22 protein-coding genes are annotated in these 24,188 nt (G+C 67.9%); 6 read left to right on the forward strand and 16 right to left on the reverse strand.

Annotation, left to right across the window (positions count from 1 at the left end):
* The first annotated feature begins 1 nt into the window (after window position 1).
* The 3 genes from mutS to AC5P53_RS11250 all read left to right on the forward strand — a co-directional run bounded on the left by mutS (window position 2) and on the right by AC5P53_RS11250 (window position 5,137).
* Window positions 2-2,593, forward strand: coding sequence for a DNA mismatch repair protein MutS (mutS, locus tag AC5P53_RS11240; protein ID WP_197574689.1), 2,592 nt, complete (start codon window positions 2-4; stop codon window positions 2,591-2,593).
* Window positions 2,594-2,782: 189 nt separating this feature from the next.
* Window positions 2,783-4,426: a catalase gene (locus tag AC5P53_RS11245; RefSeq protein ID WP_126411849.1), complete on the forward strand. Its 1,644-nt coding sequence runs from the start codon at window positions 2,783-2,785 to the stop codon at window positions 4,424-4,426.
* Between the two features lie 108 nt (window positions 4,427-4,534).
* Complete coding sequence (locus AC5P53_RS11250; RefSeq protein WP_014646409.1) at window positions 4,535-5,137, forward strand: DUF937 domain-containing protein; 603 nt, start codon at window positions 4,535-4,537, stop codon at window positions 5,135-5,137.
* Window positions 5,138-5,175: 38 nt separating this feature from the next.
* On the opposite strand, the gene AC5P53_RS11255 is transcribed toward AC5P53_RS11250, so the two are convergent.
* Window positions 5,176-5,583: an RNA-binding S4 domain-containing protein gene (locus AC5P53_RS11255; RefSeq protein WP_014646408.1), complete on the reverse strand. Its 408-nt coding sequence runs from the start codon at window positions 5,581-5,583 to the stop codon at window positions 5,176-5,178.
* A gap of 9 nt (window positions 5,584-5,592) precedes the next feature.
* Window positions 5,593-5,832: a hypothetical protein gene (locus AC5P53_RS11260; RefSeq protein WP_014646407.1), complete on the reverse strand. Its 240-nt coding sequence runs from the start codon at window positions 5,830-5,832 to the stop codon at window positions 5,593-5,595.
* A 62-nt stretch (window positions 5,833-5,894) separates the two neighbouring features.
* On the opposite strand from AC5P53_RS11260, the gene AC5P53_RS11265 reads away from it, so the two are divergent.
* The gene (locus AC5P53_RS11265; RefSeq protein WP_197604517.1) at window positions 5,895-7,355 is read left to right on the forward strand and encodes an MATE family efflux transporter; all 1,461 of its coding nucleotides are present in this window, start codon (window positions 5,895-5,897) and stop codon (window positions 7,353-7,355) included.
* Window positions 7,356-7,472: 117 nt separating this feature from the next.
* Here AC5P53_RS11265 and AC5P53_RS11270 read toward each other — a convergent pair whose 3' ends face one another.
* From AC5P53_RS11270 to ffh, 10 genes are all read right to left on the reverse strand, one after another.
* Complete coding sequence (locus tag AC5P53_RS11270) at window positions 7,473-7,880, reverse strand: DUF1801 domain-containing protein (protein ID WP_164077109.1); 408 nt, start codon at window positions 7,878-7,880, stop codon at window positions 7,473-7,475.
* Between the two features lie 38 nt (window positions 7,881-7,918).
* The gene (locus AC5P53_RS11275) at window positions 7,919-8,353 is read right to left on the reverse strand and encodes a DUF1801 domain-containing protein (RefSeq protein WP_241886614.1); all 435 of its coding nucleotides are present in this window, start codon (window positions 8,351-8,353) and stop codon (window positions 7,919-7,921) included.
* Between the two features lie 79 nt (window positions 8,354-8,432).
* A complete protein-coding gene (locus tag AC5P53_RS11280; RefSeq protein ID WP_069117409.1) occupies window positions 8,433-8,813 on the reverse strand; it encodes a DUF6404 family protein in 381 nt (126 codons plus the stop codon).
* 82 nt (window positions 8,814-8,895) lie between these two features.
* Window positions 8,896-9,297 (reverse strand): 50S ribosomal protein L19, encoded by a 402-nt coding sequence (gene rplS, locus AC5P53_RS11285; RefSeq protein ID WP_005415736.1) that lies wholly within the window; start codon window positions 9,295-9,297, stop codon window positions 8,896-8,898.
* Between the two features lie 154 nt (window positions 9,298-9,451).
* Window positions 9,452-10,210, reverse strand: coding sequence for a tRNA (guanosine(37)-N1)-methyltransferase TrmD (trmD, locus tag AC5P53_RS11290; protein WP_046429552.1), 759 nt, complete (start codon window positions 10,208-10,210; stop codon window positions 9,452-9,454).
* 8 nt (window positions 10,211-10,218) lie between these two features.
* Window positions 10,219-10,731: a ribosome maturation factor RimM gene (gene rimM / locus AC5P53_RS11295; protein WP_010483256.1), complete on the reverse strand. Its 513-nt coding sequence runs from the start codon at window positions 10,729-10,731 to the stop codon at window positions 10,219-10,221.
* A gap of 44 nt (window positions 10,732-10,775) precedes the next feature.
* Window positions 10,776-11,036: a 30S ribosomal protein S16 gene (gene rpsP, locus AC5P53_RS11300; protein WP_005415733.1), complete on the reverse strand. Its 261-nt coding sequence runs from the start codon at window positions 11,034-11,036 to the stop codon at window positions 10,776-10,778.
* A 98-nt stretch (window positions 11,037-11,134) separates the two neighbouring features.
* Complete coding sequence (locus tag AC5P53_RS11305; RefSeq protein ID WP_111205794.1) at window positions 11,135-11,947, reverse strand: aminotransferase class IV family protein; 813 nt, start codon at window positions 11,945-11,947, stop codon at window positions 11,135-11,137.
* Window positions 11,944-13,020: an NAD(P)H-dependent flavin oxidoreductase gene (locus AC5P53_RS11310; protein WP_111205795.1), complete on the reverse strand. Its 1,077-nt coding sequence runs from the start codon at window positions 13,018-13,020 to the stop codon at window positions 11,944-11,946. The genes AC5P53_RS11305 and AC5P53_RS11310 overlap by 4 nt, the downstream gene beginning before the upstream one ends.
* A 127-nt stretch (window positions 13,021-13,147) precedes the next feature.
* Complete coding sequence (gene ffh, locus AC5P53_RS11315; protein ID WP_005408591.1) at window positions 13,148-14,524, reverse strand: signal recognition particle protein; 1,377 nt, start codon at window positions 14,522-14,524, stop codon at window positions 13,148-13,150.
* Window positions 14,525-14,646: 122 nt separating this feature from the next.
* Between ffh and AC5P53_RS11320 the strand changes: the two genes are divergently transcribed.
* Entirely contained in the window at window positions 14,647-15,441 is a 795-nt protein-coding gene (locus AC5P53_RS11320) for a cytochrome C assembly family protein (protein ID WP_049441480.1), read from the forward strand.
* Window positions 15,442-15,540: 99 nt separating this feature from the next.
* Here AC5P53_RS11320 and AC5P53_RS11325 read toward each other — a convergent pair whose 3' ends face one another.
* From AC5P53_RS11325 to radA, 4 genes are all read right to left on the reverse strand, one after another.
* A complete protein-coding gene (locus AC5P53_RS11325; RefSeq protein WP_049441566.1) occupies window positions 15,541-16,005 on the reverse strand; it encodes a YqhG/Tai3 family protein in 465 nt (154 codons plus the stop codon).
* 107 nt (window positions 16,006-16,112) lie between these two features.
* Window positions 16,113-18,419, reverse strand: a complete 2,307-nt coding sequence (locus tag AC5P53_RS11330; RefSeq protein ID WP_049441479.1) for a tetratricopeptide repeat protein — start codon at window positions 18,417-18,419, stop codon at window positions 16,113-16,115.
* 48 nt (window positions 18,420-18,467) lie between these two features.
* Window positions 18,468-20,327 carry an ATP-binding protein gene (locus AC5P53_RS11335; protein WP_241886613.1) on the reverse strand — a complete coding sequence of 620 codons (1,860 nt, stop codon included), beginning with the start codon at window positions 20,325-20,327 and terminating at the stop codon, window positions 18,468-18,470.
* A 135-nt stretch (window positions 20,328-20,462) separates the two neighbouring features.
* Complete coding sequence (radA, locus tag AC5P53_RS11340; protein WP_014646395.1) at window positions 20,463-21,839, reverse strand: DNA repair protein RadA; 1,377 nt, start codon at window positions 21,837-21,839, stop codon at window positions 20,463-20,465.
* Between the two features lie 149 nt (window positions 21,840-21,988).
* Here radA and AC5P53_RS11345 point away from each other — a divergent pair, with 149 nt between their 5' ends.
* Entirely contained in the window at window positions 21,989-24,046 is a 2,058-nt protein-coding gene (locus AC5P53_RS11345) for a bifunctional diguanylate cyclase/phosphodiesterase (protein WP_241886612.1), read from the forward strand.
* The last annotated feature ends 142 nt before the right edge of the window (window positions 24,047-24,188 follow it).

Below are 24,188 nucleotides of genomic sequence, written 5' to 3' on the forward strand. Positions count from 1 at the left end.
CATGTCCAAAGAAAAGTCCGCCGAACACACCCCGCTGATGAAGCAGTTCTTCGCAGCCAAGTCCGAGTATCCGGACCTGCTGCTGTTCTTCCGCATGGGCGACTTCTACGAGCTGTTCTACGACGATGCGCGCAAGGCCGCGCGCCTGCTCGACATCACCCTGACCCAGCGTGGCAGCTCCGGCGGCGCGCCGATTCCGATGGCCGGCGTGCCGGTACATGCCTATGAAGGCTACCTGGCGCGGTTGGTGGCGCTGGGCGAGTCGGTGGCGATCTGCGAGCAGATCGGCGACCCGGCGCTGGCCAAGGGCCTGGTCGAACGCAAGGTGGTGCGCATCGTCACCCCCGGCACCGTGACCGACGAAGCGCTGCTGGACGAACGCCGCGACACCCTGCTGATGGCGCTGTCGCGCACGAAGCAGGGCTACGGCCTGGCCTGGGCCGACCTGGCCGGTGGCCGCTTCCTGGTCAATGAAGTCGAGACCGACGACGCGCTGGAAGCCGAACTGGCCCGACTGGAACCGGCCGAGCTGCTGGTGCCCGACGAGGAGAACTGGCCCGACTTCCTGCGCCAGCGCACCGGCGTGCGCCGCCGTGCGCCGTGGCTGTTCGACGCGGACAGCGGCCGCCGCCAGCTGCTGAACTTCTTCAAGCTGCACGATCTGAGCGGCTTCGGTATCGATGACAAGCCACGTGCCACCGCCGCCGCCGGCGCCCTGCTCGGTTATGTCGAGGAAACCCAGAAGCAGCGCCTGCCGCACCTGACCTCGATCGCGATGGAAACCGCCGCCGAGGCGATCGCGATGAACGCCGCCACCCGCCGCCACCTGGAACTGGATACGCGCGTCGACGGCGATACCCGCAATACCTTGCTGGGCGTGCTCGACAGCACGGTGACGCCGATGGGCGGGCGCCTGCTGCGCCGGTGGCTGCACCGCCCGCTGCGCCTGCGCGAGGTGCTGGTACAGCGCCACCATGCGGTGGAAACCCTGATCGATCGCGGCAGCGATGCCGACATCCGCGAACAGTTCCGCCGCCTCGGCGACCTGGAACGCATCCTGACCCGCGTCGCACTGCGTTCGGCGCGCCCGCGTGATTTCTCCACCCTGCGCGATGGCCTGGGCCTGCTGCCGGCGGTGCGCGAAGTGCTGGCGCCGCTGGATTCACCGCGCCTGCAGGCACTGCATGCCGCCTTGGGCGAGCACGACGCGTGCGCACAACTGCTGGCCAGCGCCATCGCCGAAATGCCGCCACTGAAGCTGAGCGACGGCGGCGTGCTGGCCGATGGCTTCGATGAAGAGCTGGACGAGCTGCGCCGCCTGTCCACCCATGCCGACCAGTTCCTGGTTGACCTGGAACTGCGCGAGCGCGAGAGCAGCGGCATTCCCACCCTGAAGGTGGGCTACAACCGCGTGCACGGCTACTACATCGAAATCAGCAAGGGCCAGTCCGATCGCGCGCCGGTGCACTACACCCGCCGCCAGACGCTGACCAATGCCGAGCGTTACATCACCGAAGAACTGAAGGCATTCGAGGACAAGGTGCTGTCCGCGCGCGACCGTTCGCTGTCGCGCGAGAAGTACCTGTACGAGCAGCTGCTGGACACCCTCGGCGAACAGCTGGAACCGTTGAAGCAGTGCGCCGCTGCGCTGAGCGAACTGGACGTGCTGGCCGCCTTCGCCGAACGCGCGCAGGCGCTGGACTGGTCGCGGCCGGAACTTGAAACGGCACCGTGCCTGAAGATCGAGCGTGGCCGCCATCCGGTGGTCGAGGCGGTGCGCGAGCAGCCGTTCGAACCCAACGATCTGGATCTGCATCCGGACCGCCGCATGCTGGTCATCACCGGTCCGAACATGGGTGGTAAATCGACCTACATGCGGCAGAACGCGCTGATCGTGCTGCTGGCCCACATCGGCAGCTTCGTGCCGGCCAGCCGGGCGCTGATCGGCCCGATCGACCGCATCCTGACCCGCATCGGCGCCGGTGACGACCTCGCCCGTGGGCAGTCGACCTTCATGGTCGAGATGGCCGAGACCAGCTACATCCTGCACCACGCCACCGCGCATTCGCTGGTGCTGATGGACGAGATCGGCCGTGGCACGTCCACCTACGACGGTCTGGCGCTGGCCGACGCGGTGGCCCGCCACCTGGCCTACCAGAACCGCTGCTACACGCTGTTCGCCACCCACTACTTCGAGCTGACCGCGCTGGCCGACGAGCAGCACGAGGGCGGCCGCAGCGGCATCGCCAACGTGCACCTGGATGCCGTCGAGCACGGTGAAGCGCTGGTGTTCATGCACGCCGTTAAGGACGGCCCGGCCAACCGCAGCTTCGGCCTGCAGGTGGCCGCACTGGCCGGCCTGCCGCGCGCCACCGTGGCGCAGGCGCGCCGTCGACTGGCCGAGCTGGAACAGCGCGGCGGTGAGAGCCATGCCGCCGAGCTGGCGCCGCAGGCATTGGATGCACCGCAGCAGTTCGGCCTGTTCGCGGCGCCGTCGAACAAGGCACAGGAAGCACTGGCCGCCATCGATCCGGACGAACTGACGCCGAAGCAGGCACTCGAAGCGCTGTACCGACTGAAAGCACTGCTGTAACCGCAGCACGCACCCATGGCTTCCCGCCGCCACGCGGGAGGCCTGTCGAAAGATCCGGCAAATCTTATTCTTCGTTTCAATTGACAGAAACTATCAAACTGAACGGATCATTCGATTATTCATTTCATCTGGCCCTAGCTAAAGTCGAGTGAAGATGTTCCATCCCGTCTTCACCCGCAGGAGCCAGCCATGAGCCAGTCCGATAACAACAGCCCGAAATGTCCGTATCACACCGCGCCGTCGCCTGCGGAAGGCGCCCAGCAGCAGCGCGAGCTGAGCACTACCCCGAAGCAGAAGCACGGCGATGAACCGGTCACGCCGATGACCACGGCCTTCGGCGCGCCGGTGGTGGACAACCAGAACAGCAAGACCGCCGGCCCGCGTGGCCCGCTGCTGATGGAAGACGTGTGGCTGCTGGAAAAGCTGGCCAACCTCAACCGCGAGATCATTCCCGAGCGCCGCATGCACGCCAAGGGCTCGGGCGCATTCGGCACCTTCACCGTCACTCACGACATCAGCAAGTACACCCGCGCCAAGCTGTTCGAGAAGGTCGGCAAGCAGACCGAGATGTTCGCCCGCTTCACCACGGTGGCCGGCGAGCGTGGCGCCGCCGACGCCGAGCGTGACATCCGCGGCTTCGCCCTGAAGTTCTACACCGAAGAAGGCAATTGGGACCTGGTCGGCAACAACACGCCGGTGTTCTTCCTGCGCGACCCGCGCAAGTTCGCCGACCTCAACAAGGCCGTCAAGCGCGACCCGCATACCAACCTGCGCAGCGCACGCAACAACTGGGATTTCTGGACGCTGCTGCCCGAAGCCCTGCTGCAGGTGACCGTGGTGATGAGCGACCGCGGCATTCCGCGCAGCTTCCGCCACATGCACGGTTTCGGCTCGCACACCTACAGCTTCACCAACGCCGACAGCGAGCGCTTCTGGGTGAAGTTCCACTTCGTCAGCCAGCAGGGCATCGAATCGCTGACCGACGCGCAGGCGCAGATCCTGGTCGGCCATGACCGCGAAAGCCACGGCCGCGACCTGTTCGCCGCGATCGAGAAGGGCGACTTCCCGAAGTGGAAACTGTTCATCCAGGTCATGCCGGAACTGGAGGCGGAAACCTACCGCATCCATCCTTTCGACCTGACCAAGGTGTGGCCGAAGAGCGACTACCCGCTGATCGAAGTGGGCCAGTTCGAACTGAACCGCAATCCGGTCAACTGGTACCAGGACGTGGAGCAGTCAGCGTTCGCGCCGAGCAACCTGGTGCCGGGTATCGGCCCGTCGCCGGACAAGATGCTGCAGGCGCGCCTGTTCGCCTACTCCGATGCGCAGCGCTACCGCCTGGGCGTGAACCACCACCAGATTCCGGTGAACGCGGCGCGCTGCCCGGTGCACAGCAACCACCGCGACGGTGCGATGCGCGTGGACGGCAACTACGGCGGCCTGCCGCACTACGAGCCCAACAGCTACGGCCAGTGGCAGGAACAGCCGCAGTACCGCGAACCGCCGATGAAGATCCGGGGCGACGCCGACTTCTGGAACTTCCGTGAGGACGACGCCGACTACTTCAGCCAGCCCGGTGCGCTGTTCCGCAGCTACAACCAGGCACAGAAGGAGCGACTGTTCGCCAACACCGCCCGTGCCCTGGGCGATGCGCCGGACTTCATCAAGCAGCGCCACATCGACAACTGCAGCAAGGCCGACCCGGCCTATGGCGCTGGTGTTGCCGCGGCGCTGAAGGCGCTGGCCAGCCAGCCGTCGGATCCGTTCAAGCCGGCCCAGCCGGAAGCGGACTTCCCCACCGCGACCCCGGGCGCCGAAGACATCGAGCTCTGATCGCCCTGCACCGTGAACGCCACGCCGCCTCCCCGTGAGGCGGCGTCGCCGTTTTAACGGTCTGCGTCGTACCTTCTGCACGCCCAACCCCAATCAAGGATTCCGCAGATGAGCCTGACCGACGAACTTCTCGCCAAATTGCAGGGCGCCCCGCTGCAGCAGGTATCGCAGCAGCTCGGCATCAGCGATACTCAGGCGTCCGGTGCGATCAGTGCCGCGCTACCGGTGCTGATGGGCGCGCTGGGCAACAACGCCTCGCAGCCGCAGGGCGCACAGGCGCTGCTCGGTGCACTGCAGAACAACCACAGCGGCCTGGACCTGGGCAGCGTGCTCGGCTCGGTACTGGGCGGCGGTGGCGGTGGCGCCGCCAGCGACGGTGCCGGCATCCTCGGCCACATCTTCGGCGGCAGCCAGCAGAAGGTGGAAACCGGCCTGGCCCAGGCCACCCAGCTCGACAGCGGCCGTACCAGCCAGTTGCTGCAGATCCTCGCACCGATCGTGATGGCCTTCCTCGCCCAGCGCCTTGGTGGTGGCCAGGCCGATGCCGGCTCGCTCAGCCAGGCCCTCGGCCAGGAAAAGCAGCAGGTGCAGCAACAGGGCGGCCTTGCCGGCGGCCTGCTTGGCAGCGTGCTGGACCAGGACGGTGACGGCCAGCTCGGCGTGGGCGATCTGCTGAAGATCGGCGGCAGCCTGCTGGGCGGCAAGCGCTGAGCCAAGGGGGCGCCGGACCCGGTCTGGCGCCCTGCAACTTACAACGCGTCGATATCGCCGAGCGCGCGGATCAACCGCCGTGCGCGTTTGTCCGGCTTGTGCTCCGGCGGCTGGAAACCATCGCGTGCGGCGATGCGCAGCGCCCGCTGCTCGGCGCGGCGGGCCCTGGAGGCCTCACTCTCGGCATACAGCTGCTGCGCCGCCGGCGCCGGCCCGCGCTGATCGCTCAGCCCCAGCACCTGGATCTCGAAATGCTCCTCGCCGCGATCCACCTGCAGCTGCTCGCCGACGCGCACCGCGCGTGAGGATTTCGGGCGCTGCCCAGCCACGCTGACCTTGCCGGTCTCGATGGCCTGCTTGGCCAGGCTGCGGGTCTTGAAGAAACGGGCCGCCCACAGCCAGATGTCCAGGCGGACACTGGGCGGCAGCGGGGAAAGCTCGGTCATCGGCAGGGACTACTCCGTTCGCTTGTTCAGGGGACGCGGGTTGTCGGGGTCGGTGCGGCAGCCGCTGCCCCCGATCAGGGTGGGTACGCCGGCAGAAAGATCCTGGCGCTGGCTGCCGACCAGGCACTCGGGCCGGTCGGTGGGCCGCACCTGGGTATCGCCCAGCCGGTCACCTGTCGAACATGCGGCCAGTACGACGCTGATCAAGGCCAGCGCCAGGCTCCACTTCACCTGCAGTCGTTGATGCATTGCCACATCCCGCAAACCGGCTTGGTGCTAGTGTGCGCCTCCCGGGATTCGATCACCACTCCATGGCCAAAGCGCCGCTTGACCTGACCTCCGGCCCGATCGGCCGCAATCTCCTGCTGTTTTCCCTGCCGATCCTGGCAGGCAACATCGCGCAGTCGCTGAACGGTTCGGTGAATGCGGTCTGGGTCGGGCGCTTCCTCGGTGAGGCGGCACTGACCGCCACCGCGAACGCCAACAACATCATGTTCTTCCTGATCGGCTCGGTGTTCGGCTTCGGCATGGCTTCGACCATCCTGATCGGACAGGCGATCGGCGCGCGCGACATCGCGCAGGCGCGGCGCGTGGTCGGCACCAGTGCCACCTTCTTCATCGGCCTGTCGGTGATCATCGCCATCGCCGGTTGGTTCATGGCCCATCCGCTGCTGGCGGCGATGGGCACGCCGGCCGCCTCGCTGCCATTGGCCGAGGCCTACCTGCAGATCATCTTCCTGGCGATGCCGACGCTGTACGCGTTCGCCTTCCTCACCGCCGCCCTGCGCGGTGCCGGTGATTCGCGCACGCCGTTCCGCTTCCTGATGGTATCGGTGGCACTGGACATCGTGCTGAACCCTGTACTGATCTTCGGCATGGGGCCCTTCCCCGCGCTGGGCATCGCCGGCTCGGCCTGGGCCACGCTGGTCGCGCAGACGCTGTCGCTGGCCGGCCTGCTGCTGTACATGCGGCACAAGCGCCACACCCTGTGGCTGGGCCGCGCCGACCTGCGCCTGTTCAAGCTCGACATGACCATCCTCAAGGCGCTGGTGGTCAAGGGCGTGCCGATGGGCCTGCAGATGGTGCTGATCTCGCTGTCGGTGATCCTGCTGATGACCATGGTCAACCAGTACGGCACCGACACCGCCGCGGGCTACGGCGCGTCCCTGCAGCTGTGGAACTACCTGCAGATGCCGGCGATGGCGATCGGTGCGGCGTGTTCTTCGATGGCCGCACAGAACGTCGGTGCGCAGCGCTGGGACCGCGTGCGCGGTACCGCACGCCAGGGCGTGCTGTTCAACTTCCTGCTGACCGGCGCGCTGATCCTGCCGTTGGTTGTGTTCGATCGCCAGCTGCTGGCGCTGTTCCTGCCGCCGGCCAGCCAGGCGCTGGACATCGCCCGCCACCTCAACCATGTGGTGATCGGCTCGTTCCTGTTCTTCGGCGTCAGCTTCGTGATCTCCGGCGTGGTGCGCTCCACCGGCGCGGTGATTCCGCCACTGCTGATCCTGGCCGGCTCGCTGTGGGGCGTGCGCGTGCCGTTCGCCGAACTGCTGCAGCCGTACTGGGGCGCCGATGCAATCTGGTGGAGCTTCCCGGTCAGCTCGCTGGTGTCGATGCTGCTGTCGCTGGCGTATTACCGCTGGGGCGGCTGGCGCAAGGCGAAGATGATGGGCAAGCCCTCGCATGCCGAAGAACTGGCGACGCCGTCGGAGATTCCGGCCTGTCCGCCGTCGCCGGTGGCCGACCCGGATGCCGCACCGCTGCGGTAGTGCCGGCCGCCGGCCGGCAACCTCATGGACCGGCCAATGACAAGGTAGTGCCGGCCGCTGGCCGGCAACCTCACACCTCTCCAGCAGCATCGCGCAACAGCCGGCCAGCGGCCGGCTCTACCGTTTCTTCTTCGCCGCATTGAACGCCGCCGCTGCGCGCAGCAGCGCCTTGAACGCAGCGGCATCCGGCATCGCACCTTCATGGATGTCGATCGCACGCCGCGTGTTGCCCTCCAGGCTGGCGTTGAACAGGCCTTTGGGATCGGTCAGCGCCGCACCGTTGGCGAAGGTCAGTTTCACTGCCTGCTTGTAGGTTTCGCCGGTGCACAGGATGCCGTTGTGCTCCCACACCGGTGTACCGCGCCACTTCCAGGCTTCCTGCACGTCCGGCAGCGCTTCATGGATCAATGCACGCACGCGTGCCAGCGTTTCGCCGCGCCAGTCTCCCAGCTCGGCGATGCGTGCATCGATCAGTTCGGTCGCCGGGGTTCCGGCATCGTCAGGGTTCGGCGCGTGCGTGGCCATCAGCGGTTCTCGTCGGGAAAGGAATCAGAACGGTGGGCTTACATGCGCTCGCCGGGCAACGCGGCGGCCTGGCGCACCCAGTCGAGGAACTGTGCCTCATCCAGCGCGCCATCCTGTGCGATATGCAGGTAGCGCGTATCGGCACTCCTGGACGGCTCGGGCGGCATCGGCTTCAGCGCCGCGCCACGAAAGAACGCCACCTTGATGTAGCGGGTGAAGCAATGGAAGCTGAGAAACCAGCCTTCGCCCGGCGCCACCGCATACATCGGCGAGTTCCACTTCACCGCCTTGTGCACGCCGGGTACGGCCCGTTCGATCAACGCATCCAGCTGTGCGCCGACCGGGCGTTTCCAGTCCGGCATGGCGGCGATGTATGCCTGCACCGGAGCATCGCCCTCGCCCTTGGCGATCCGGGGGTTGCCGCCGGACAACAGCGTGGGCGCGGTGGAAGGTGCGGTTCGCTTGGCAGGCATCGCACGGCATGTCCATCGGGATGAAACCGCAGCCTAGCGCGGCCCGTAGCCAGCGGTCACGGCGCAGTGCGCCATCGGCTCAGTCCGCCTGCCGCGCCCGGAACTGGCGCCAATCCGGCAGCTTGCGGTGGCGGCGCAGCGAGCGCATCAGCGCCGCCATCACAAGGCCGAACAGCGCGCCGGCCACCAGACCGGCCACCAGCAACAGCACCAGCGGACGTTCGCTGCCCTGCCACAGCATCAGCCACATCAGCGCGGTCCAGAACAGCCCGAACAGCAGGCCCTGCACCAACGCGTTGGTGCCAAAGCCGGCCAGGATCGGTGGCGGCAGTGCGATGCCCAGGCGCCACAGCAGGCGATGCAGCAACGGCGCCGATTGCACGCGTGCCAGTCGCTTGCCGTCGAGGAAGCGCAACGCCGACTGGATCACGGCCGGATAGCGAAGGTTGATGTCGTTCATCACCTGATCGTGGCCGATGCGATGCCGGAAACGCAAACGGCCACCCGAAGGTGGCCGTCGCGGCAACAACCGAAGTTGTTTATCAGGCCTTGTCGGCCAGACGGGCAGCCTTGGCGGCAGCAGCGGCAGCCAGGTCTTCCTTGATGCGGGCAGCCTTGCCTTCCAGGCCACGCAGGTAGTACAGCTTGCCGGCGCGGACCTTACCACGACGCTTCACTTCGACCGAGTCGATGATGGCGCTGTGGGTCTGGAAAACGCGCTCGACGCCGTAGCCGTGCGAGATCTTGCGGACGGTGAACGAGGAGTTCAGGCCGGCGTTCTTGGTGGCGATGACGACGCCTTCGTAGGCCTGCACGCGCTCGCGGCTGCCTTCCTTCACCTTCACGTTGACGACAACGGTGTCGCCCTGGCTGAACTTCGGCAGTTCACGGGTGATCTGGGCGGATTCGAATTCCGCGACGATGGACTTGTTCAGCTTGCTCATGGGTTACACCGATTCTTGTTCGGGTGGGCGTGTCGTATCGACAACGTAGGCTCATGCAGTCACCGGACTGTGCTGCACGTTTGTTTTGGGTACTGCGCGCGCCGACCAGGGTCGACGGGAATTGGCCATGATAGCCGATAAAGCCGACCCTGCGCTAGGGGCTGGCCTTCTGGTTCCGGGCCTGACGGCCCTGCTCCAGCAGTTTGCGGTCGGCCTTGCCCAGTGCCTGCTCATCCAGCAGGTCCGGGCGCCGCTCGGCGGTCCGGAGCAGCGACTGCTGGCGGCGCCAGGCGGCGATGGCCGCGTGGTTGCCCGAGCGCAGCACGTCCGGTACGTCACCCAGCGGGTGCTGGGCCGGCTGGCTGTAGTGCGGGCAGTCGAGCAGGCCGAGGTCGCCCTCGAAGCTGTCCTGCGCCGCCGATTCGGCGTCGTTCAGGGCACCGTCCTGCAGGCGGGCCACGGCGTCGATGATCACCGCCGCGCCCAGTTCCCCCCCGGACAGCACGTAGTCGCCGAGGGAGATCTCCTCGTCGACATTGGCCTCCAGGAAACGCTCGTCGATGCCCTCGTAGCGGCCGCAGAGCAGGACCACGCGCGGCAGCGCCGCCAGTTCCCGCACCTTGGCCTGGGTCAGCGGCGCCCCCTGCGGGCTGAGGTAGATCACCCGCGCCGGGGTCGGATCAGCCTCACGGATCGCCTGCAGGCAGGCCTGCAGCGGCTCGATCAGCATCACCATGCCCGGGCCACCACCGAACGGACGGTCGTCCACGCGGCGGTAGTTGCCTTCGGCGTAATCACGGGGGTTCCAGCCGTGCAGGCTGAACAGCCCCTTCTCCTGCGCGCGCCCGACCACGCCCAGTCCGGCGGACTGGGCGAGGAACTCGGGGAACAGGGTGATGACGTCGAAACGCATGCTCACGCTCAGAACTCGGGATCCCAGTCGACCACGACCAGGTTGGCCTCGAAGTCGACCGACTTGACGAAGTCCGGCTGCACGAACGGAATCATCCGCTCGCGGTCACCGCGGACCACCACCACGTCGTTGGCGCCGGTGCTGAACAGGTGCGAGACCTGGCCCAGGGCAACGCCCTCGGTGGTCTTCACGTCCAGGCCTTCCAGGTCCACCCAGTAGTACTCATCGGGCTTCGGTGGCGGCAATGCACTGCGGGCCACGTAGATCTCGGTGCCGTGCATCGCTTCGACGGTATCGCGGTCCTCGACGCCGGGGAAACGGGCGACCAGGTGCTTGCCGCTGTCGCGGCCACGCACACCTTCAATCGTGGTTTCCACGCCGGACGGGCTGCGCACGATCCACGGCTGGTAACGGAAAATGGCGGAACGTGGCTCGGTCCAGGACTCGAGCTTGATTTCGCCGCGCACACCAAAAGCGCCGACAACCCTGCCCAGCAGGATGCGGCGCTCGATATCTTTCATCTGCTTCAACCAAGAGGGCCACGCCAAAGCGTGGCCCGTCAGGATCAGGCCGCAGCGGCCTGGGACTTGGTCGCTTCCTTGATCAGGTTGCGGACCTTGTCGGTCGGCTGGGCGCCGTTCTTGACCCAATGGTCAACGCGGGCCAGGTCCAGCTCGATGCGCTTCTCGGCGCCCTGGGCAACCGGGTTGTAGAAGCCAACGCGCTCGATGTTGCGGCCGTCGCGCGCGCTGCGCACGTCGGTGACGATGATGTGGTAGAACGGACGCTTCTTGGCGCCGCCGCGGGTCAGTCGAATCTTGACCATGGTGTTTTTCCTATTGCCCAGTCGCCAGGATGGCGAGGTAAGCGGGCGATTATAGCGGCAGAGCCCGGCCGAGCCAACCCCGGGGAACCCGCCCGGGGTCAGAACCCTTTTGCGCCGCAAAAGGGATCTGACCCCAATCTGTCCCAAGGCACCGCCGCCAGCACTGCCCTGCCCCGTTCAGCCAAGGCCTGCGAGCCGGGCAGGACATGCCCGTCAATGGCGTCCAGCGCCCAAAGACCGCTGGCGTTGCAGGCAAACGCGCTCTTCACACCGGCCAGGTCCGCCAGCCGCAACGGCTGCGTCGCCTGTGCCCCCGGCCAATGCTGCTTCAACAGCGCCTCGGCGGTCCCGCGCAGGGCCGGCGCCTGCGGCCAGAGCAGCCGTTCACCATCGTGCACGGCCAGGTTCCAGGTGCTCCCTTCACTCACGTCGCCATCGGCGGTCACGAACAGCACATCGTCGAATCCTTGCGCCATCGCCGCGCGCCGCTCGGCAAACAGGCCAAACGTGCCCACATGCTTGATCTGCGGCATTTCGCGCTGCCAGGCCACGCTGCGCACGCGCTTGGGCGCGGCCAGGGCCACCGGCGCTGAAACTGCCACCAGCACGTCCACCGGCACGGCCGCCAGCGGATTGCGGAAATCGAAGCGGCGCGAGTACACCGTCACCCGCAGCGAGGCATCGGCCAGGCCGGCCTGCCGCAGCGCCTGCGCCATCCACGCCTGCACCTGCACCGTGTCCAGTTCGCTGCCGAACAGTTCGCGCGTGGCCTGCGACAGCCGCGCCAGATGCAGGTCCAGCCCCTGCACTGCACCACCACGCACCTGCAGCGAGGTGAAGTGGCCGTAGTTCACCAGCGCCGGCAGCAGGTCCGCCACCTGCGCCGGCTGGCCATTGCAGGTGACCCTCATCGCAGCAGCGCCTGCGCCTGTTCCCACATGCCGCGCAGCACGTCGGCGGCCGGCTGTGCAGGCGCCATCCACGCCGACTGCCCGGCCCAGGCCTGCATCGCCGCCAGGCGATTTTCCTGCGCCGCCTGCCTGCGCATCGGGGCTGTCAGGCCGCGCTGCACCGGGTACGGGCGCGGCGCAGGGGCGCCTTCCGCAGCAGCGGCGCGCACATACGCGGTCGCCAGGCCACGGCCCAGGCGACCACTGAAGGCGCGGGTCGGCCAGGTATCTTCCGGTTCGCTGGCGGCCAGCCCATCGGCCCACGCCGACGCGATCGCCGCCTCGGGCGTGCGCAGGAAGGCGGTGCCGATCTGGACGGCGCTGGCCCCCAGGGTGAGTGCGGCAGCAATGCCACGGCCATCGGCGATGCCACCGGCAGCGATCACCGGAATCTGCAGGTGATCGGCCAGGCGCGGCAACAGCGCGAACAGCCCGACCAGCTGGCGTTCGGCCATTGCCGGATCAAACGCACCGCGATGGCCACCGGCCTCCATGCCCTGCGCCACCACGGCGTCGGCACCGGCGTCCTGTGCGGCACGCGCTTCGGACAAGGTGGTCGCGCAGGCGATCCAGGCAATGCCGGCGTCCTTCAGCTGCTGCACGTGGCGCGGCAGCAGCACACCCATGATGGTCGACGCCACCGCCGGGCGTGCCGCAAGCAACGCAGCGAACTGTTCTTCGAAATCGGCAGGCGTGGCGTCGGCGGCGCTGGCCGGCACGTCCGGGCCCCACTGCGCGAGGAAAGCGCGGCTGGCGGCCTCGGCAGCGACATCACGGCTCGGTGCGGGGTCCGGCAGCCACAGGTTCACCTGCGCCGGGCCGGTGGAGGTCGCGCGGAAGTCCTCCATCCAGCGACCGATATCGGCCGACGACGACAGCACCGCGCCCATCGCCCCCATGCTGCCGGCATTGGCCAGCGCGGCGGACAACGGTACGGGGCAGGCACCGGCCATCGGTGCCAGCAGGATCGGAACGGATACGCCAAAGCGCTGGCAGAACGCCTCGACGCGGGAAGTTACAGCGGAACTCTGCATGACGGCCCATCGTTTCGGACAGGCCACCATGGTGCGCGCGGGACAGGGGTGGCGTCGAGCCTGCTGCTGCGCGCCGCCGCCCGAGCGTGAGCTCGGGCGCTACATCACACTGCGGACGGGGCCGTCATCAACGGAACGGCATGCCGCGGCCGCCCATGGCGCCCATCATGCCCTTCATGCTGCGCAACATGCCCTTCATGCCACCGCCGGCCATCTTGCTCATCATCTTTTCCATCTGCATGTACTGCTTCATCAGCTTGTTGACGTCGGCCGGGGTCACGCCCGAACCCTTGGCGATGCGCGCGCGGCGCGAGCCGTTGAGCAGGTTCGGGTTGCGCCGTTCCTTCTTGGTCATCGAGCTGATGATGGCGATCATGCGCGGCACTTCCTTGCCCTGGCTGACCTGCTGCTTCAGGTGGTCGGGGATGTTGCCCAGGCCCGGCAGCTTGTCCATCAGGCCGCCGATGCCGCCCATGTTCTGCATCTGCTCCAGCTGGTCGCGCATGTCGTTCAGGTCGAACTTCTTTCCCTTCGCGACCTTCTCGGCCAGCTTGGCGGCCTTGTCCTTGTCGACCTGCTGCTCCACCTGCTCGACCAGCGACAGCACGTCGCCCATGTCGAGGATGCGGCTGGCGATGCGGTCCGGATGGAACACGTCCAGGCCTTCCGGCTTTTCGCTGACACCGACGAACTTGATCGGCTTGCCGGTGATGTAGCGCACGCTCAGCGCGGCACCGCCACGGGCGTCACCGTCGGTCTTGGTCAGCACCACGCCGGTCAGCGGCAGCGCATCACCGAAGGCCTTGGCGGTGTTGGCCGCGTCCTGGCCGGTCATGGCGTCGACCACGAACAGGGTTTCGGCCGGGTTCACGGCAGCGTGCAGGGCCTTGATCTCGGCCATCATCGCTTCGTCGATGGCCAGGCGGCCGGCGGTATCGACCAGCAGTACGTCGACGAACGACTTGCGGGCATCGTCGATGGCGGCGCGGACGATGGCTTCCGGCTTCTGGTCGGCGCTGGACGGGAAGAACAGCACGCCCACCTGCTCGGCCAGGGTCTTCAGCTGCTCGATCGCGGCCGGACGGTAGACGTCGGCCGAGACCACCATCACCTTCTTCTTGCGCTTTTCCTTCAGGTGCTTGGCCAGCTTGCCCACCGTGGTGGTCTTGCCGGCGCCCTGCAGGCCCGCCATCAGGATGATCGCCGGAGCGGGCACATTGAGGTTCAGGTCGCTGGCCTCGGCACCCATCACCGCGGTCAGCTCGTCGCGCACGACCTTGATCAGGGCCTGGCCCGGGGTCAGCGACTTCAGCACTTCCTGGCCAACCGCGCGCACCTTGATGCGCTCGATCAGGGCCTGCACCACCGGCAGCGCGACGTCGGCTTCGAGCAGCGCGATGCGTACTTCGCGGGTCGCCTCGCGGATGTTCTCCTCGGTCAGGCGGCCGCGGCCACGCAGGCGCTCGATGGTGCCGGAAAGGCGCTGGGTCAGGGACTCGAACATGCGGCGCAACCTGTCTGAAAGCGGGGGACAATAAGGCAGACAGTATAACGGGTCCGGCTGTCCGCCCGGACTGCGACCACCGGGCCGTCGCCAGCATCACAGGGGTATGCGAAACTGCAACGATGACAATCGTTCTCATCGCCGTCCTGCTCTACCTGGCTGCCAGTGCCCTGCTGGTGCGCGCGCTCGGCCGCGATGAAAGCACCGGCTCCCCCACCTGGCTGTGGCCGGCCCTGCCAGCGATGCTGCTGCATGGCGGTTACCACGTGATGGTGGCGATGCGCACCAACGGCGGGCCGGACATGCACTTCTTCGCCGCGCTGTCGCTGGTCGGCCTGGGCATGGCCTGGCTGACCTCGCTGGTGGGCGCGCGCGGCCGCATGTCGGCGCTGGGCGTGGTGGTGTTCCCACTGGCCGCGGTACTGCTTCTGGCCTATCACGGCTACGGCCACGAGCCGAGCAAGGTGCTGGGCTGGCGCCTGGCCAGCCATGCCTGGCTGGCGCTGCTGGCCTACGCCACGCTGAGCATCGCCGCGCTGCTGGCGATCATGCTGTGGCTGCAGGAACGCGCGCTGCGCCGCCGTGAGTTCCGCCCGTGGCTGCGCGCGCTGCCACCGCTGGCCGACCTGGAATCGCTGCTGTTCCGGGTGATCACGGTCGGCTTCGCGCTGCTGACCCTGACCCTGGTCACCGGCGTGCTGTTCGTCGACGACCTGCTGGCGCAGAAGCTGGTGCACAAGACCGTGCTGAGCGTGCTGTCGTGGATCGTGTTCGGCGTGCTGCTGGTCGGACGCCGTCGTTACGGCTGGCGCGGCATGAAGGCGGTGCACTGGACGCTGGCGGCAATGCTGTTGCTGCTGCTGGCGTTCTTCGGCAGCCAGTTCGTGATCGAACTGGTGTTCGGGCATTCGCGATAAAGGCATGCCGACCAACGGTCGGCACCCACCCAACATCACCTGGTAGTGCCGGCCGCTGGCCGGCAACTGGACCGCACCCTGCGTGGATGCTGCCGCCGGTCAGGGCACCGGCTGCGCCAGGATCTTCCGCACCGAACGGCCGCTGTTGGTGAGGATGTCATCGACCTGCCAGCAGCCCTGGCCCTGGCGCACCATCGGCAGACGGGTCACGTAGGCCTTCTTCCATACCGCATAGCGCATCTCGACCTGGCCGGCAGTGGCCGAGGCCTCTTTCCAGCGGTAACGCACCGGGGTTTCAATGTCGCCGTCCTGCGCATCCAGCCACGGGTCGGAATCGATCGTGCAGATGCCCTCTTCGCGCTGCTGGCAGGCACGCTCGCCACGCAGTGCCTTGCCGAACGCCGGGCTGACCAGCGCGGGCGGTGGCTCCAGCAGGTCACCATTGTCGGTCGTGGCTTCGAAGAAGGCACGGGCAACGGCCATGGGTTCCTGGCAGGCCGGTGCGGCCTGCACGGTGGGGGCCAGCAGCAGCCCGGCGATCACGAACATCCCTGTCTTTCGCATGTATTCCATTCCCTGGGGGTGATGATGATCCGTTGTAGAGCCGAGCCCATGCTCGGCTGCTTTCCGCGTGGGCCGAGCGCAGGCTCGGCTCTACAGGAGCGTGCAGCTTACAACCCGTAACGCTCGATCACGTCCAGATGCGGCTGGCGGTCCTGGTCACAGGCTTCAGCCAGGCGCAGCCAGCAATGCGGATGCGGCCACGTCGCGGTGTGCTGCTGGAGGAAGCGGTGCAGCGCCAGCGGCGCATGGTCCTGCGGCTGGGCGACGGTGAACAGCAGGCCGGGCAGCGTGCCCTCCTCCCTATCGGGGTCGGTGACGGTGTAGTCCGGGCGGCTGTGCGACCACACCTTCCAACCCTGCGCTTCGGCCGCCTCGACGAAGGCATTCCACGCCTCTTCGCCCGGGTGCGCGCCATCGATCATCCAGCTGCGGGCGAAGCCGCCGCGCTCCAGCACATGCACCTGCGCATAGGTCGGGATGAAATGCTCGCGCGCTTCCTCCTCCTCGGGTGCCGGATGCACCAGTGCGGCATCGAACACCACCCAGTCGCCCACCTGCTGGGCGCGGTTGGACGGCGCATTCTCGACGATGCGCGCGGTCACCGGTCCGCTGCGGCGGGCGTAGTACTCCATCGGCTCGCCGTTCTCTTCGCTGCGGATGATCACCCAGCCCCACGGTTCCTCGACCACGCCCTCGTGGCTGGACAGCTCCATGCCAATCGCCGCGGCCGAGCGGCGCACCGCGTCCCAGTCGCGCGCCGCGCTGGCCGCACTCATGTGGTCCCAATGCGCGGCGTTCGGCTCGTCCAGCAGCTCCACCAACTGCGCATAGCAGGCCTGGGCCTCGCTGAAGCGGCCGGTTTCCATGTACATGCGCGCCAGCGTGCCGCGCGCGCCGTGCGAGCCCGGAGACAGCTCCAGAAGCGATCGGGCCGCCTGCTCCAGCGCCGGCCAGTCGGACACCCGGCGTGCGCGCTGCACGTCGCACCAGTGCGCGAACACCGGCACGCTGCTGCGGTAGACCTCGGCCAGCTGGCGCAGGCCGTCGTCGTCCCCCTGCTCGGCCAGCCAGCGCATCAGCGTGTAGGCTGCGGGACCATCGTTCTGCGCATGGCTGCGTACGAACCGCCACAACAGCGCTCGCGCCTCGGCCTGCGCGCCGCAGGCGCTCAGCGCCGAGGCGGCCATCTCGGCCAAGGCCTCGTCATCGGGCAGCTGCGCCTGCGCCTGCAGCAACCACTGCGCCTCGCGCTCGGGGTCGCGCGCCTGGTTCTGTTCACCCTGCGCGTCCAGCCATGCCAGCAGCTCGCCGGCCGGCACCGGCAGCGGTGCGACATCCGGCAATGCATCGATGCGTGCCGCCAGGCCGGCCACCAGCGCTGCCGCCCCCCGGTCCTGGCGCAGCTGCGCCAGATGGGTACGCGCCAGTTCCAGCTGGCGCAGTGCCACCCAGCGCGCACCACGCTGCAGGGCAAGCTCCAGGCTCAGCGCTGCCACTTCGATCAGCAGGCGATGCGATCCGACCCGGGCGAAGTGCTCGATGATCGTGTTGAAGCGCGTGCCCAGGTCCCACGTATTGCGCGCAGGGTCACGCTGGCACAGCGCTGCGGCGGTGTTCGCCCACAGCCGCCAGTAGTTCGGGGTCAGCTCGCTCCACGGCACCAACTGCTGCAGCGCTTCTTCGTCGCGGCCCAGCTGGGCCAACGCCCATGCCTTGGACAAGCGGCGCGGCACCGTGCAGTTGGCCGGCTCATACTCCCCGGAGGCGGCCACTTCGGCTTCGCGCTTCTCGATCAGCGCCAGTGCCTCGTCGGCGCGGCCGACAGCGAGCAGGATCTTGATCTGCATCTCCGGGAAGCTGTCGAACACTTCCTTGCCACAGGCCTCCACGGCGTCGGCCTGCGCCTGCAGGTAATCCAGCGCCTCCTGGCCACGGCCATCGTCGAGCAGCGCATCGGCTTTCTCGCAGCTCAGGCACTGGAAGCAGGCCCAGCTGGGATCGATGCGGCCGAGGGTCTCGTCGCACACCTCGATGCGCTCGGGCACCCAGCCCGGGCCATCGATGTTGCCGTAGCAGGCGGCCAGGTCCTGGGTCACGCAGATCGACTGCGGGCATTCCAGGGTGTCTTCGCGGTGTGCCCGCTCGAACAGCGCAACGGCTTCGCCAAGTGCGCTCTCGCCTTCAACACGGTTGCCGACGCGGTTGCGCAGCGCCCAGTGGCCGACGTAGACGTCGACCCAGGGGTTGTCGAGCGCCTTGCCCAGTGCGCGTGCTTCGGGCAGCAGTGCATCGACACGGTCGATCTGCAGTTCACTGACCTCGTCGGCGAGGCGGTTCAGCAGGTGCGCGTTCTGCGCCTGGCCGGCCTGGCGCAGGTCGCCCTGCAGTTTTTCGACCCAGTTCCAGATGTCCATGGGGTAAGTACTCCTGTCTAGCGAAGGCTGGATGAGAGGGCGCGGTGCTCAGCGCAGCATCTGCTGCAGGGCACCGGCGATATCGGTAAAGGCGCCGTTGAGATCCGGGCCCTGCGTGACGGTCGTTGCCCGGGCCAAGGGACGGCCCTGCGCAGCGACGATGATCTTCAGCGAGCGCAGCAGGCGTGCCGCCGCTTCGGCCTGCGGGTGGCCCTCGCGCTGGGCGCGCAGCAGCGCCTGCACCGCCGGGTTGTCGAGGTTGAGGTACAGCCGCGAGGGTGCGCGCGATTCGATGCGTGCGGTGAACTGGCGCGCCAGGCGCAGCGCCGCCATCGAAACGCGCTTGTCGTTCTCGTCGTCTTCCAGGCGCTGCTTCAGTTCGGCCTCGCGGTCGGGCACCACCACCACCGGCAGTGCTTCCGGGCTGAAACGCGCCGGCAGCAGCTGCTCGCCATCACCCAACTGTTCGCGCAGCCAGGCCAGCTGCGCGTCGTCGAGGCTGTCATCGCTGCGGAACAGTGCGCGATTGCCCTGCTCGGTGCCGAGTTCAACCAGGCGCAGGCCCTTGGCCTGGGCCCAGCGCCGCAGGAACGGCACCACCGCGTAACGATGGCCATGCGCGACCGGCACCCCCATCGCGCGGAACAGCATCTCTTCGAAGCCACCGCCATTGTCGAGGATGACATGCACGGCACCGCGCGCCGGCAGGGCACTGGCCGGCAGGTCGCCCTGCGAGGTCGGCACGCGCACATGCTCCATCAGCAGGTCGAACAGGCGGTCATCGCACAGTGCCGCGCCCAGCAGCGCCTCGTTGTGGCGGCTCAATACGCGTCGCCACGCCTCCGGCTGCTGCCGCGCAACGTCGGCCAGACCATCGATCAGCGCCTCCAGCAAGGCATGTTGCACAGCGCGGTACTGGTCATCGCGCTGCAGGTCTTCGCGGCTGGCGGTGGGAGTCAGCCGCGAGGATTCGATCACCCCGCCGATGAAGCCAGCCCACGGCGGCAGCAGGTCACGGGCATCGTCATCCAGCAGCATGCCGCGCACGAACACCGACAGGTTGCGGTTGTCGCTGGTGCCATAGGTGGCACCATCCTGCACCCACAGCAGGCCGGTGGCATCGCTGTTGCCGTCGGCACGCAGCGGCACGGTGACGATCGGCTCGAAATCGTGCTCGAAGCGCGCGGCGAACTGCAGTGCCTGGCGGCGTGCCTGCACCGGGTGCACGGCCACGTCACCCTGCCCCCGCCACGGCGGCGGCTCGGGGTTGAGCGCTTCGGTCGCAGCACCGATGAAGATCGGTTCGGACAGCAGCGCGCAGTAGCGGCCCAGCACCTCATGCAGGCGCGCCTCGTTGGCCAGCGGCAGGAAGTCCGGATGCAGCTCCAGTTCCACCTCGGTGCCGACCGCACGTGCCGGCACTTCGCTGACGGTGTACTGCTCGGCATTGCTGGACACGTACAGATGGCCCAGCTCCGGCGTCTGGTACGAGGTGGTACGCACGCTGACCCGGCGCGCCAGCACGAAGGCCGACAGGAAGCCGAGGCCGAACATGCCGATCAGGCCTTCATCATCCTCGCCGCCCTGGCGCAGGCCACGGGTATAGCCGACGCCGACGGTGGCCAGGTAGTCGTGGATCTCCTGGCGGGTCAGGCCGGCACCGGTATCGGTGATGCGCAGCACGCCGGCACCGGCATCGACCTGCACCGAAATGCGCGAAGGCACCTGGACGCCGGGCTGCTCGATGCGGCGGCGGATGATCGAGTCGTGCGCGTTCTGCACCAGTTCGCGCAGCGCCACCACCGGGGTGGAATACAGGTGCTTGCCCAGCACCGTCATCAGTCCATTGAGATCGACCCCGGCACGACGGATCTCGGCGTTGGGGGCGGTGAGCGCGGTGTCCTGCATGTAATCGTTTACTCCTGGGCACGGAAAGGCGCCAGAGGGCGCCTTCGTCGAGCGGGAAAAACTAGCACAGCCAGCCTGACCGTTGCCGTATATGACGTATGTGGAGGCAGGCCCCGCAGCAGTCCCCCCAGTGCCTCACGCCGCGTCGATGGCCTCGGACAGGCGCTCCACCGCGATCACTTCCATGCCTTTCACCGATCCGCCCTTGGGCGCATTGGCCTTGGGCACGATGGCGCGCTTGAAGCCATGGGTGGCGGCCTCGCGCAGGCGGTCTTCGCCATTGGGCACCGGCCGGATCTCACCGGACAGGCCCACCTCGCCGAACGCAATCGTCTTTTCCGCCAGCGGCCGGTCCTGCAGCGAGGACAATACGGCCAGCAGCACCGGCAGGTCGGCGGCGGTTTCCTGCACGCGGATGCCACCGACCACGTTGACGAACACGTCCTGGTCGCCGACCAGCACGCCACCGTGGCGGTGCAGTACCGCCAGCAGCATGGCCAGGCGGTTCTGCTCCAGGCCGACCGCGACACGGCGCGGATTCGACAGCGGCGACGCATCGACCAGCGCCTGCACCTCCACCAGCAGCGGCCGGGTGCCCTCGCGGGTGACCATCACGCAGCTGCCCGGCTGATGGGTGCTGCCGCCGGACAGGAAGATCGCCGATGGATTGGAGACCTCCTTCAGGCCCTTGTCGCCCATCGCGAACACGCCCAGTTCGTTGACCGCACCGAAGCGGTTCTTGAACGCGCGCAGCAGGCGGAAGCGGCTGCCGCTCTCGCCCTCGAAATACAGCACTGCATCGACCATGTGCTCGAGCACGCGCGGGCCGGCGATGCCGCCCTCCTTGGTCACATGGCCGACCAGGAACACGGCCGTGCCGGTCTCCTTGGCAAACCGGACCAGCCGCGCCGCGCTCTCGCGCACCTGGCTGACCGAACCGGGCGCGGCGGTCAGGCTCTCGGTCCACAGGGTCTGCACGGAGTCGGCCACGATCAGCCGCGGGCCGGCCTTGGACGCATGCTGCAGGATCGATTCGACCCCGGTCTCGGCCAGTGCGTTGACCCCGTCCAGCGGCAGCTCCAGGCGGTGCGCGCGGCCGGCGACCTGCGCCAGCGATTCCTCGCCGGTGACGTACAGCACCGGCAGTTCGGCCGCCATCTTCGCCACCGCCTGCAGCAGCAGGGTCGACTTGCCGATGCCCGGATCGCCACCGACCAGCACCACCGCGCCCTCGACCAGGCCACCGCCCAGCACCCGGTCGAACTCGCCGATGCCGGTGGAGACCCGGCGATGCTCGGTCTGCTCCACGTCCTTCAGGGCGGTGATCTTCGGCGGGTCGATCTTGCCGGCCCAGCCGGCCCGGCGCGAAGCCGGCGCCTTGGCCGCCGCCGCGCTTTCCAGCACGATCTCCGACAGCGAGTTCCAGGCGTTGCACTCGGTGCATTGGCCCTGCCACTTGCTGAATTCGGCGCCGCATTCATTGCAGACGTAGGCGGTGCGGGCTTTTGCCATCGGATGATTTCCAGCTACGGGAACAGGCGTGGCAGGATAGCCGAGCCGGGTCGCAGGTGCTGCGACCACTCAAGTCCTGCCCACCTGCGCCGATAGGGGTCGCGGGCGTGCGCCTTGCGGGCGCCCCTCCCTCCCCCACTGGATTCATCATGACTGGCAGCTACAGTCAGAGCCTGGTCATCATCTCCGTGCTGGTGGCCATTCTTGCTTCGTACACGGCGCTGGACATGGCCGGGCGCCTGGCCACGGCCGAGGGTCGCGTGGCCCGCTGGTGGCTGGCCGGCGGCGCGGCGGCCATGGGCCTGGGCATCTGGTCGATGCACTTCATCGGCATGCTCGCCTTCGACCTGCCGATTCCGGTGGGTTACGACCTTGGCATCACCCTGTACTCGCTGGCGGTCTCGATCGGCGCCTCGGCCTATGCGCTGTGGCTGGTGTCGCGGCCCAGCCTGCCGTGGCGCCGGCTGCTGGCCGGGGCCGTGCTGATGGGCCTGGGCATCGCCACCATGCACTACCTGGGCATGGCGGCGATGCGCATGCAGCCGGGCATCGACTACCACCCGGGCTGGTTTGCCGCCTCCATCGCGGTGGCCATCGGTGCCGCCGGCGCCGCACTGTGGATCGCCTTCCGCCTGCGCGCCGAGCGGCGCAACACCCTGCTGCTGCGCGCGCTTGCTTCGCTGGTGATGGGCCTGGCCATCGTCGGCATGCATTACACCGGCATGGCGGCGGCGCGCTTCCCCGAAGGCAGCATCTGTGGCGCCGTCGGCAGTGGCGGCATCGACACGCGCTGGCTGGCGGTGCTGGTGATCGTCACCACCGTGGCCACGCTGGGCATCGCCCTGGTCGCCTCGCTGTTCGACCGGCAGATGCGCGTGCGCACCGGTCTGCTGGCCGATTCGCTGGCGCACGCCAACGACAAGCTGATCCAGGCCGCGCTGCACGACCCGTTGACCCAGCTGCCCAACCGCATGCTGCTGCAGGACCGCATCGAGCAGGCGATCGAGAAGGCGCGGCGCCGCAACCATGCAGTGGCGGTGATGTTCTGCGACCTGGACGGCTTCAAGGCGGTCAATGATGCGTACGGCCACCAGCTCGGCGACCGCCTGCTGGTGGCGGTGGCACAGCGCATCGGCGGCCAGCTGCGACCGCAGGATACGTTGGCCCGCCTCGGCGGCGATGAGTTCGTGATCGTGCTGGCCATCGACATTCCCGACGATGCGGTGGTGGTGGCCGAGCGCATCATCGCCGCGGCCGGCGAACCGTTCCTGCTGGATGCGGCCGAACTGCAGGTCAGCGCCAGCCTGGGCATTGCCCTGTACCCGGATGACGCCGGCAACGAGCGCGAGCTGATGGCCCACGCCGATGCGGCGATGTACCACACCAAGGAAACCGGGCGGAACGGCTACACCTTCTTCACCCCCTCGATGCAGCTCAGTGCCAACCGCCAGCTGCGCCTGCTGCAGGACCTGCGCAAGGCCATCGCCCGCGACGAACTGATCCTGCATTACCAGCCCAAGTTCCCTGCCGCCGGCGCACCGGCCACCGGGGCCGAAGCGCTGCTGCGCTGGCAGCACCCGGAGCTGGGACTGCTGGCGCCGGACGTGTTCATCCCCATTGCCGAGCGCAGCGGCCTGATCCTGCCGATCGGTGACTGGGTATTGGACCGCGCCTGTGCGCAGCTGCGGGCATGGCACCAGGCCGGGCATACGGAATGGTCGATGGCGGTGAACCTCTCGCCGCTGCAGTTCGCCTCGCCGGCACTGCTGGACAGCGTGCGCGAGGTGCTGCACCGGCATCGGATCGAACCGGCGCGGCTGACCCTGGAGATCACCGAGACCACGGCGATGAAGGACGTCGATGCCAGCCTCGCGATTCTCAACGACCTGACCGCGATGGGCGTGCACATCGCCATCGATGATTTCGGCACCGGCTATTCCAGCCTGCTGTACCTCAAGCGCATGCCGGCCACCGAACTGAAGATCGACCGTGCGTTCGTGCACGACCTGGAGCGCAATGACGAGGACGCCGCCATCGTCTCGTCGATCATCGCGCTGGGCCGCACCCTGCAGCTGCAGGTGGTGGCCGAGGGCGTGGAGACGCAGGCGCAGCGCGAGTACCTGAGCGAACTGGGGTGTGATCAGTTGCAGGGTTACCACCTGGGCCGACCGATGGACGCCGAGGAATTCCTGCGCCGGGTGGGGTGAGGCGCCAGGTCCGGGGTCGGATCCCTTGCCGCAGGCAAGGGATCTGACCCCATCCACGCATGGCGTGGATCTCCTGGTAGAGCCGGCCGCTGGCCGGCTTCGCGTAATTGCCGGCCAGCGGCCGGCACTACCAGCCTGGTAG

The organism is Stenotrophomonas sp. YJH_SMC_82 (assembly GCF_059368875.1).

What these genes read in the sequence shown, in the direction of transcription:
- mutS (WP_197574689.1), top strand. Translation starts at nt 2, where the DNA reads ATGTCCAAAGAAAAGTCCGCCGAACACACCCCGCTGATGAAGCAGTTC.
- AC5P53_RS11245 (WP_126411849.1), top strand. Translation starts at nt 2,783, where the DNA reads ATGAGCCAGTCCGATAACAACAGCCCGAAATGTCCGTATCACACCGCG.
- AC5P53_RS11250 (WP_014646409.1), top strand. Translation starts at nt 4,535, where the DNA reads ATGAGCCTGACCGACGAACTTCTCGCCAAATTGCAGGGCGCCCCGCTG.
- AC5P53_RS11255 (WP_014646408.1), bottom strand. Translation starts at nt 5,583, where the DNA reads ATGACCGAGCTTTCCCCGCTGCCGCCCAGTGTCCGCCTGGACATCTGG.
- AC5P53_RS11260 (WP_014646407.1), bottom strand. Translation starts at nt 5,832, where the DNA reads ATGCATCAACGACTGCAGGTGAAGTGGAGCCTGGCGCTGGCCTTGATC.
- AC5P53_RS11265 (WP_197604517.1), top strand. Translation starts at nt 5,895, where the DNA reads ATGGCCAAAGCGCCGCTTGACCTGACCTCCGGCCCGATCGGCCGCAAT.
- AC5P53_RS11270 (WP_164077109.1), bottom strand. Translation starts at nt 7,880, where the DNA reads ATGGCCACGCACGCGCCGAACCCTGACGATGCCGGAACCCCGGCGACC.
- AC5P53_RS11275 (WP_241886614.1), bottom strand. Translation starts at nt 8,353, where the DNA reads ATGCCTGCCAAGCGAACCGCACCTTCCACCGCGCCCACGCTGTTGTCC.
- AC5P53_RS11280 (WP_069117409.1), bottom strand. Translation starts at nt 8,813, where the DNA reads ATGAACGACATCAACCTTCGCTATCCGGCCGTGATCCAGTCGGCGTTG.
- rplS (WP_005415736.1), bottom strand. Translation starts at nt 9,297, where the DNA reads ATGAGCAAGCTGAACAAGTCCATCGTCGCGGAATTCGAATCCGCCCAG.
- trmD (WP_046429552.1), bottom strand. Translation starts at nt 10,210, where the DNA reads ATGCGTTTCGACGTCATCACCCTGTTCCCCGAGTTCCTCGCCCAGTCC.
- rimM (WP_010483256.1), bottom strand. Translation starts at nt 10,731, where the DNA reads ATGAAAGATATCGAGCGCCGCATCCTGCTGGGCAGGGTTGTCGGCGCT.
- rpsP (WP_005415733.1), bottom strand. Translation starts at nt 11,036, where the DNA reads ATGGTCAAGATTCGACTGACCCGCGGCGGCGCCAAGAAGCGTCCGTTC.
- AC5P53_RS11305 (WP_111205794.1), bottom strand. Translation starts at nt 11,947, where the DNA reads ATGAGGGTCACCTGCAATGGCCAGCCGGCGCAGGTGGCGGACCTGCTG.
- AC5P53_RS11310 (WP_111205795.1), bottom strand. Translation starts at nt 13,020, where the DNA reads ATGCAGAGTTCCGCTGTAACTTCCCGCGTCGAGGCGTTCTGCCAGCGC.
- ffh (WP_005408591.1), bottom strand. Translation starts at nt 14,524, where the DNA reads ATGTTCGAGTCCCTGACCCAGCGCCTTTCCGGCACCATCGAGCGCCTG.
- AC5P53_RS11320 (WP_049441480.1), top strand. Translation starts at nt 14,647, where the DNA reads ATGACAATCGTTCTCATCGCCGTCCTGCTCTACCTGGCTGCCAGTGCC.
- AC5P53_RS11325 (WP_049441566.1), bottom strand. Translation starts at nt 16,005, where the DNA reads ATGCGAAAGACAGGGATGTTCGTGATCGCCGGGCTGCTGCTGGCCCCC.
- AC5P53_RS11330 (WP_049441479.1), bottom strand. Translation starts at nt 18,419, where the DNA reads ATGGACATCTGGAACTGGGTCGAAAAACTGCAGGGCGACCTGCGCCAG.
- AC5P53_RS11335 (WP_241886613.1), bottom strand. Translation starts at nt 20,327, where the DNA reads ATGCAGGACACCGCGCTCACCGCCCCCAACGCCGAGATCCGTCGTGCC.
- radA (WP_014646395.1), bottom strand. Translation starts at nt 21,839, where the DNA reads ATGGCAAAAGCCCGCACCGCCTACGTCTGCAATGAATGCGGCGCCGAA.
- AC5P53_RS11345 (WP_241886612.1), top strand. Translation starts at nt 21,989, where the DNA reads ATGACTGGCAGCTACAGTCAGAGCCTGGTCATCATCTCCGTGCTGGTG.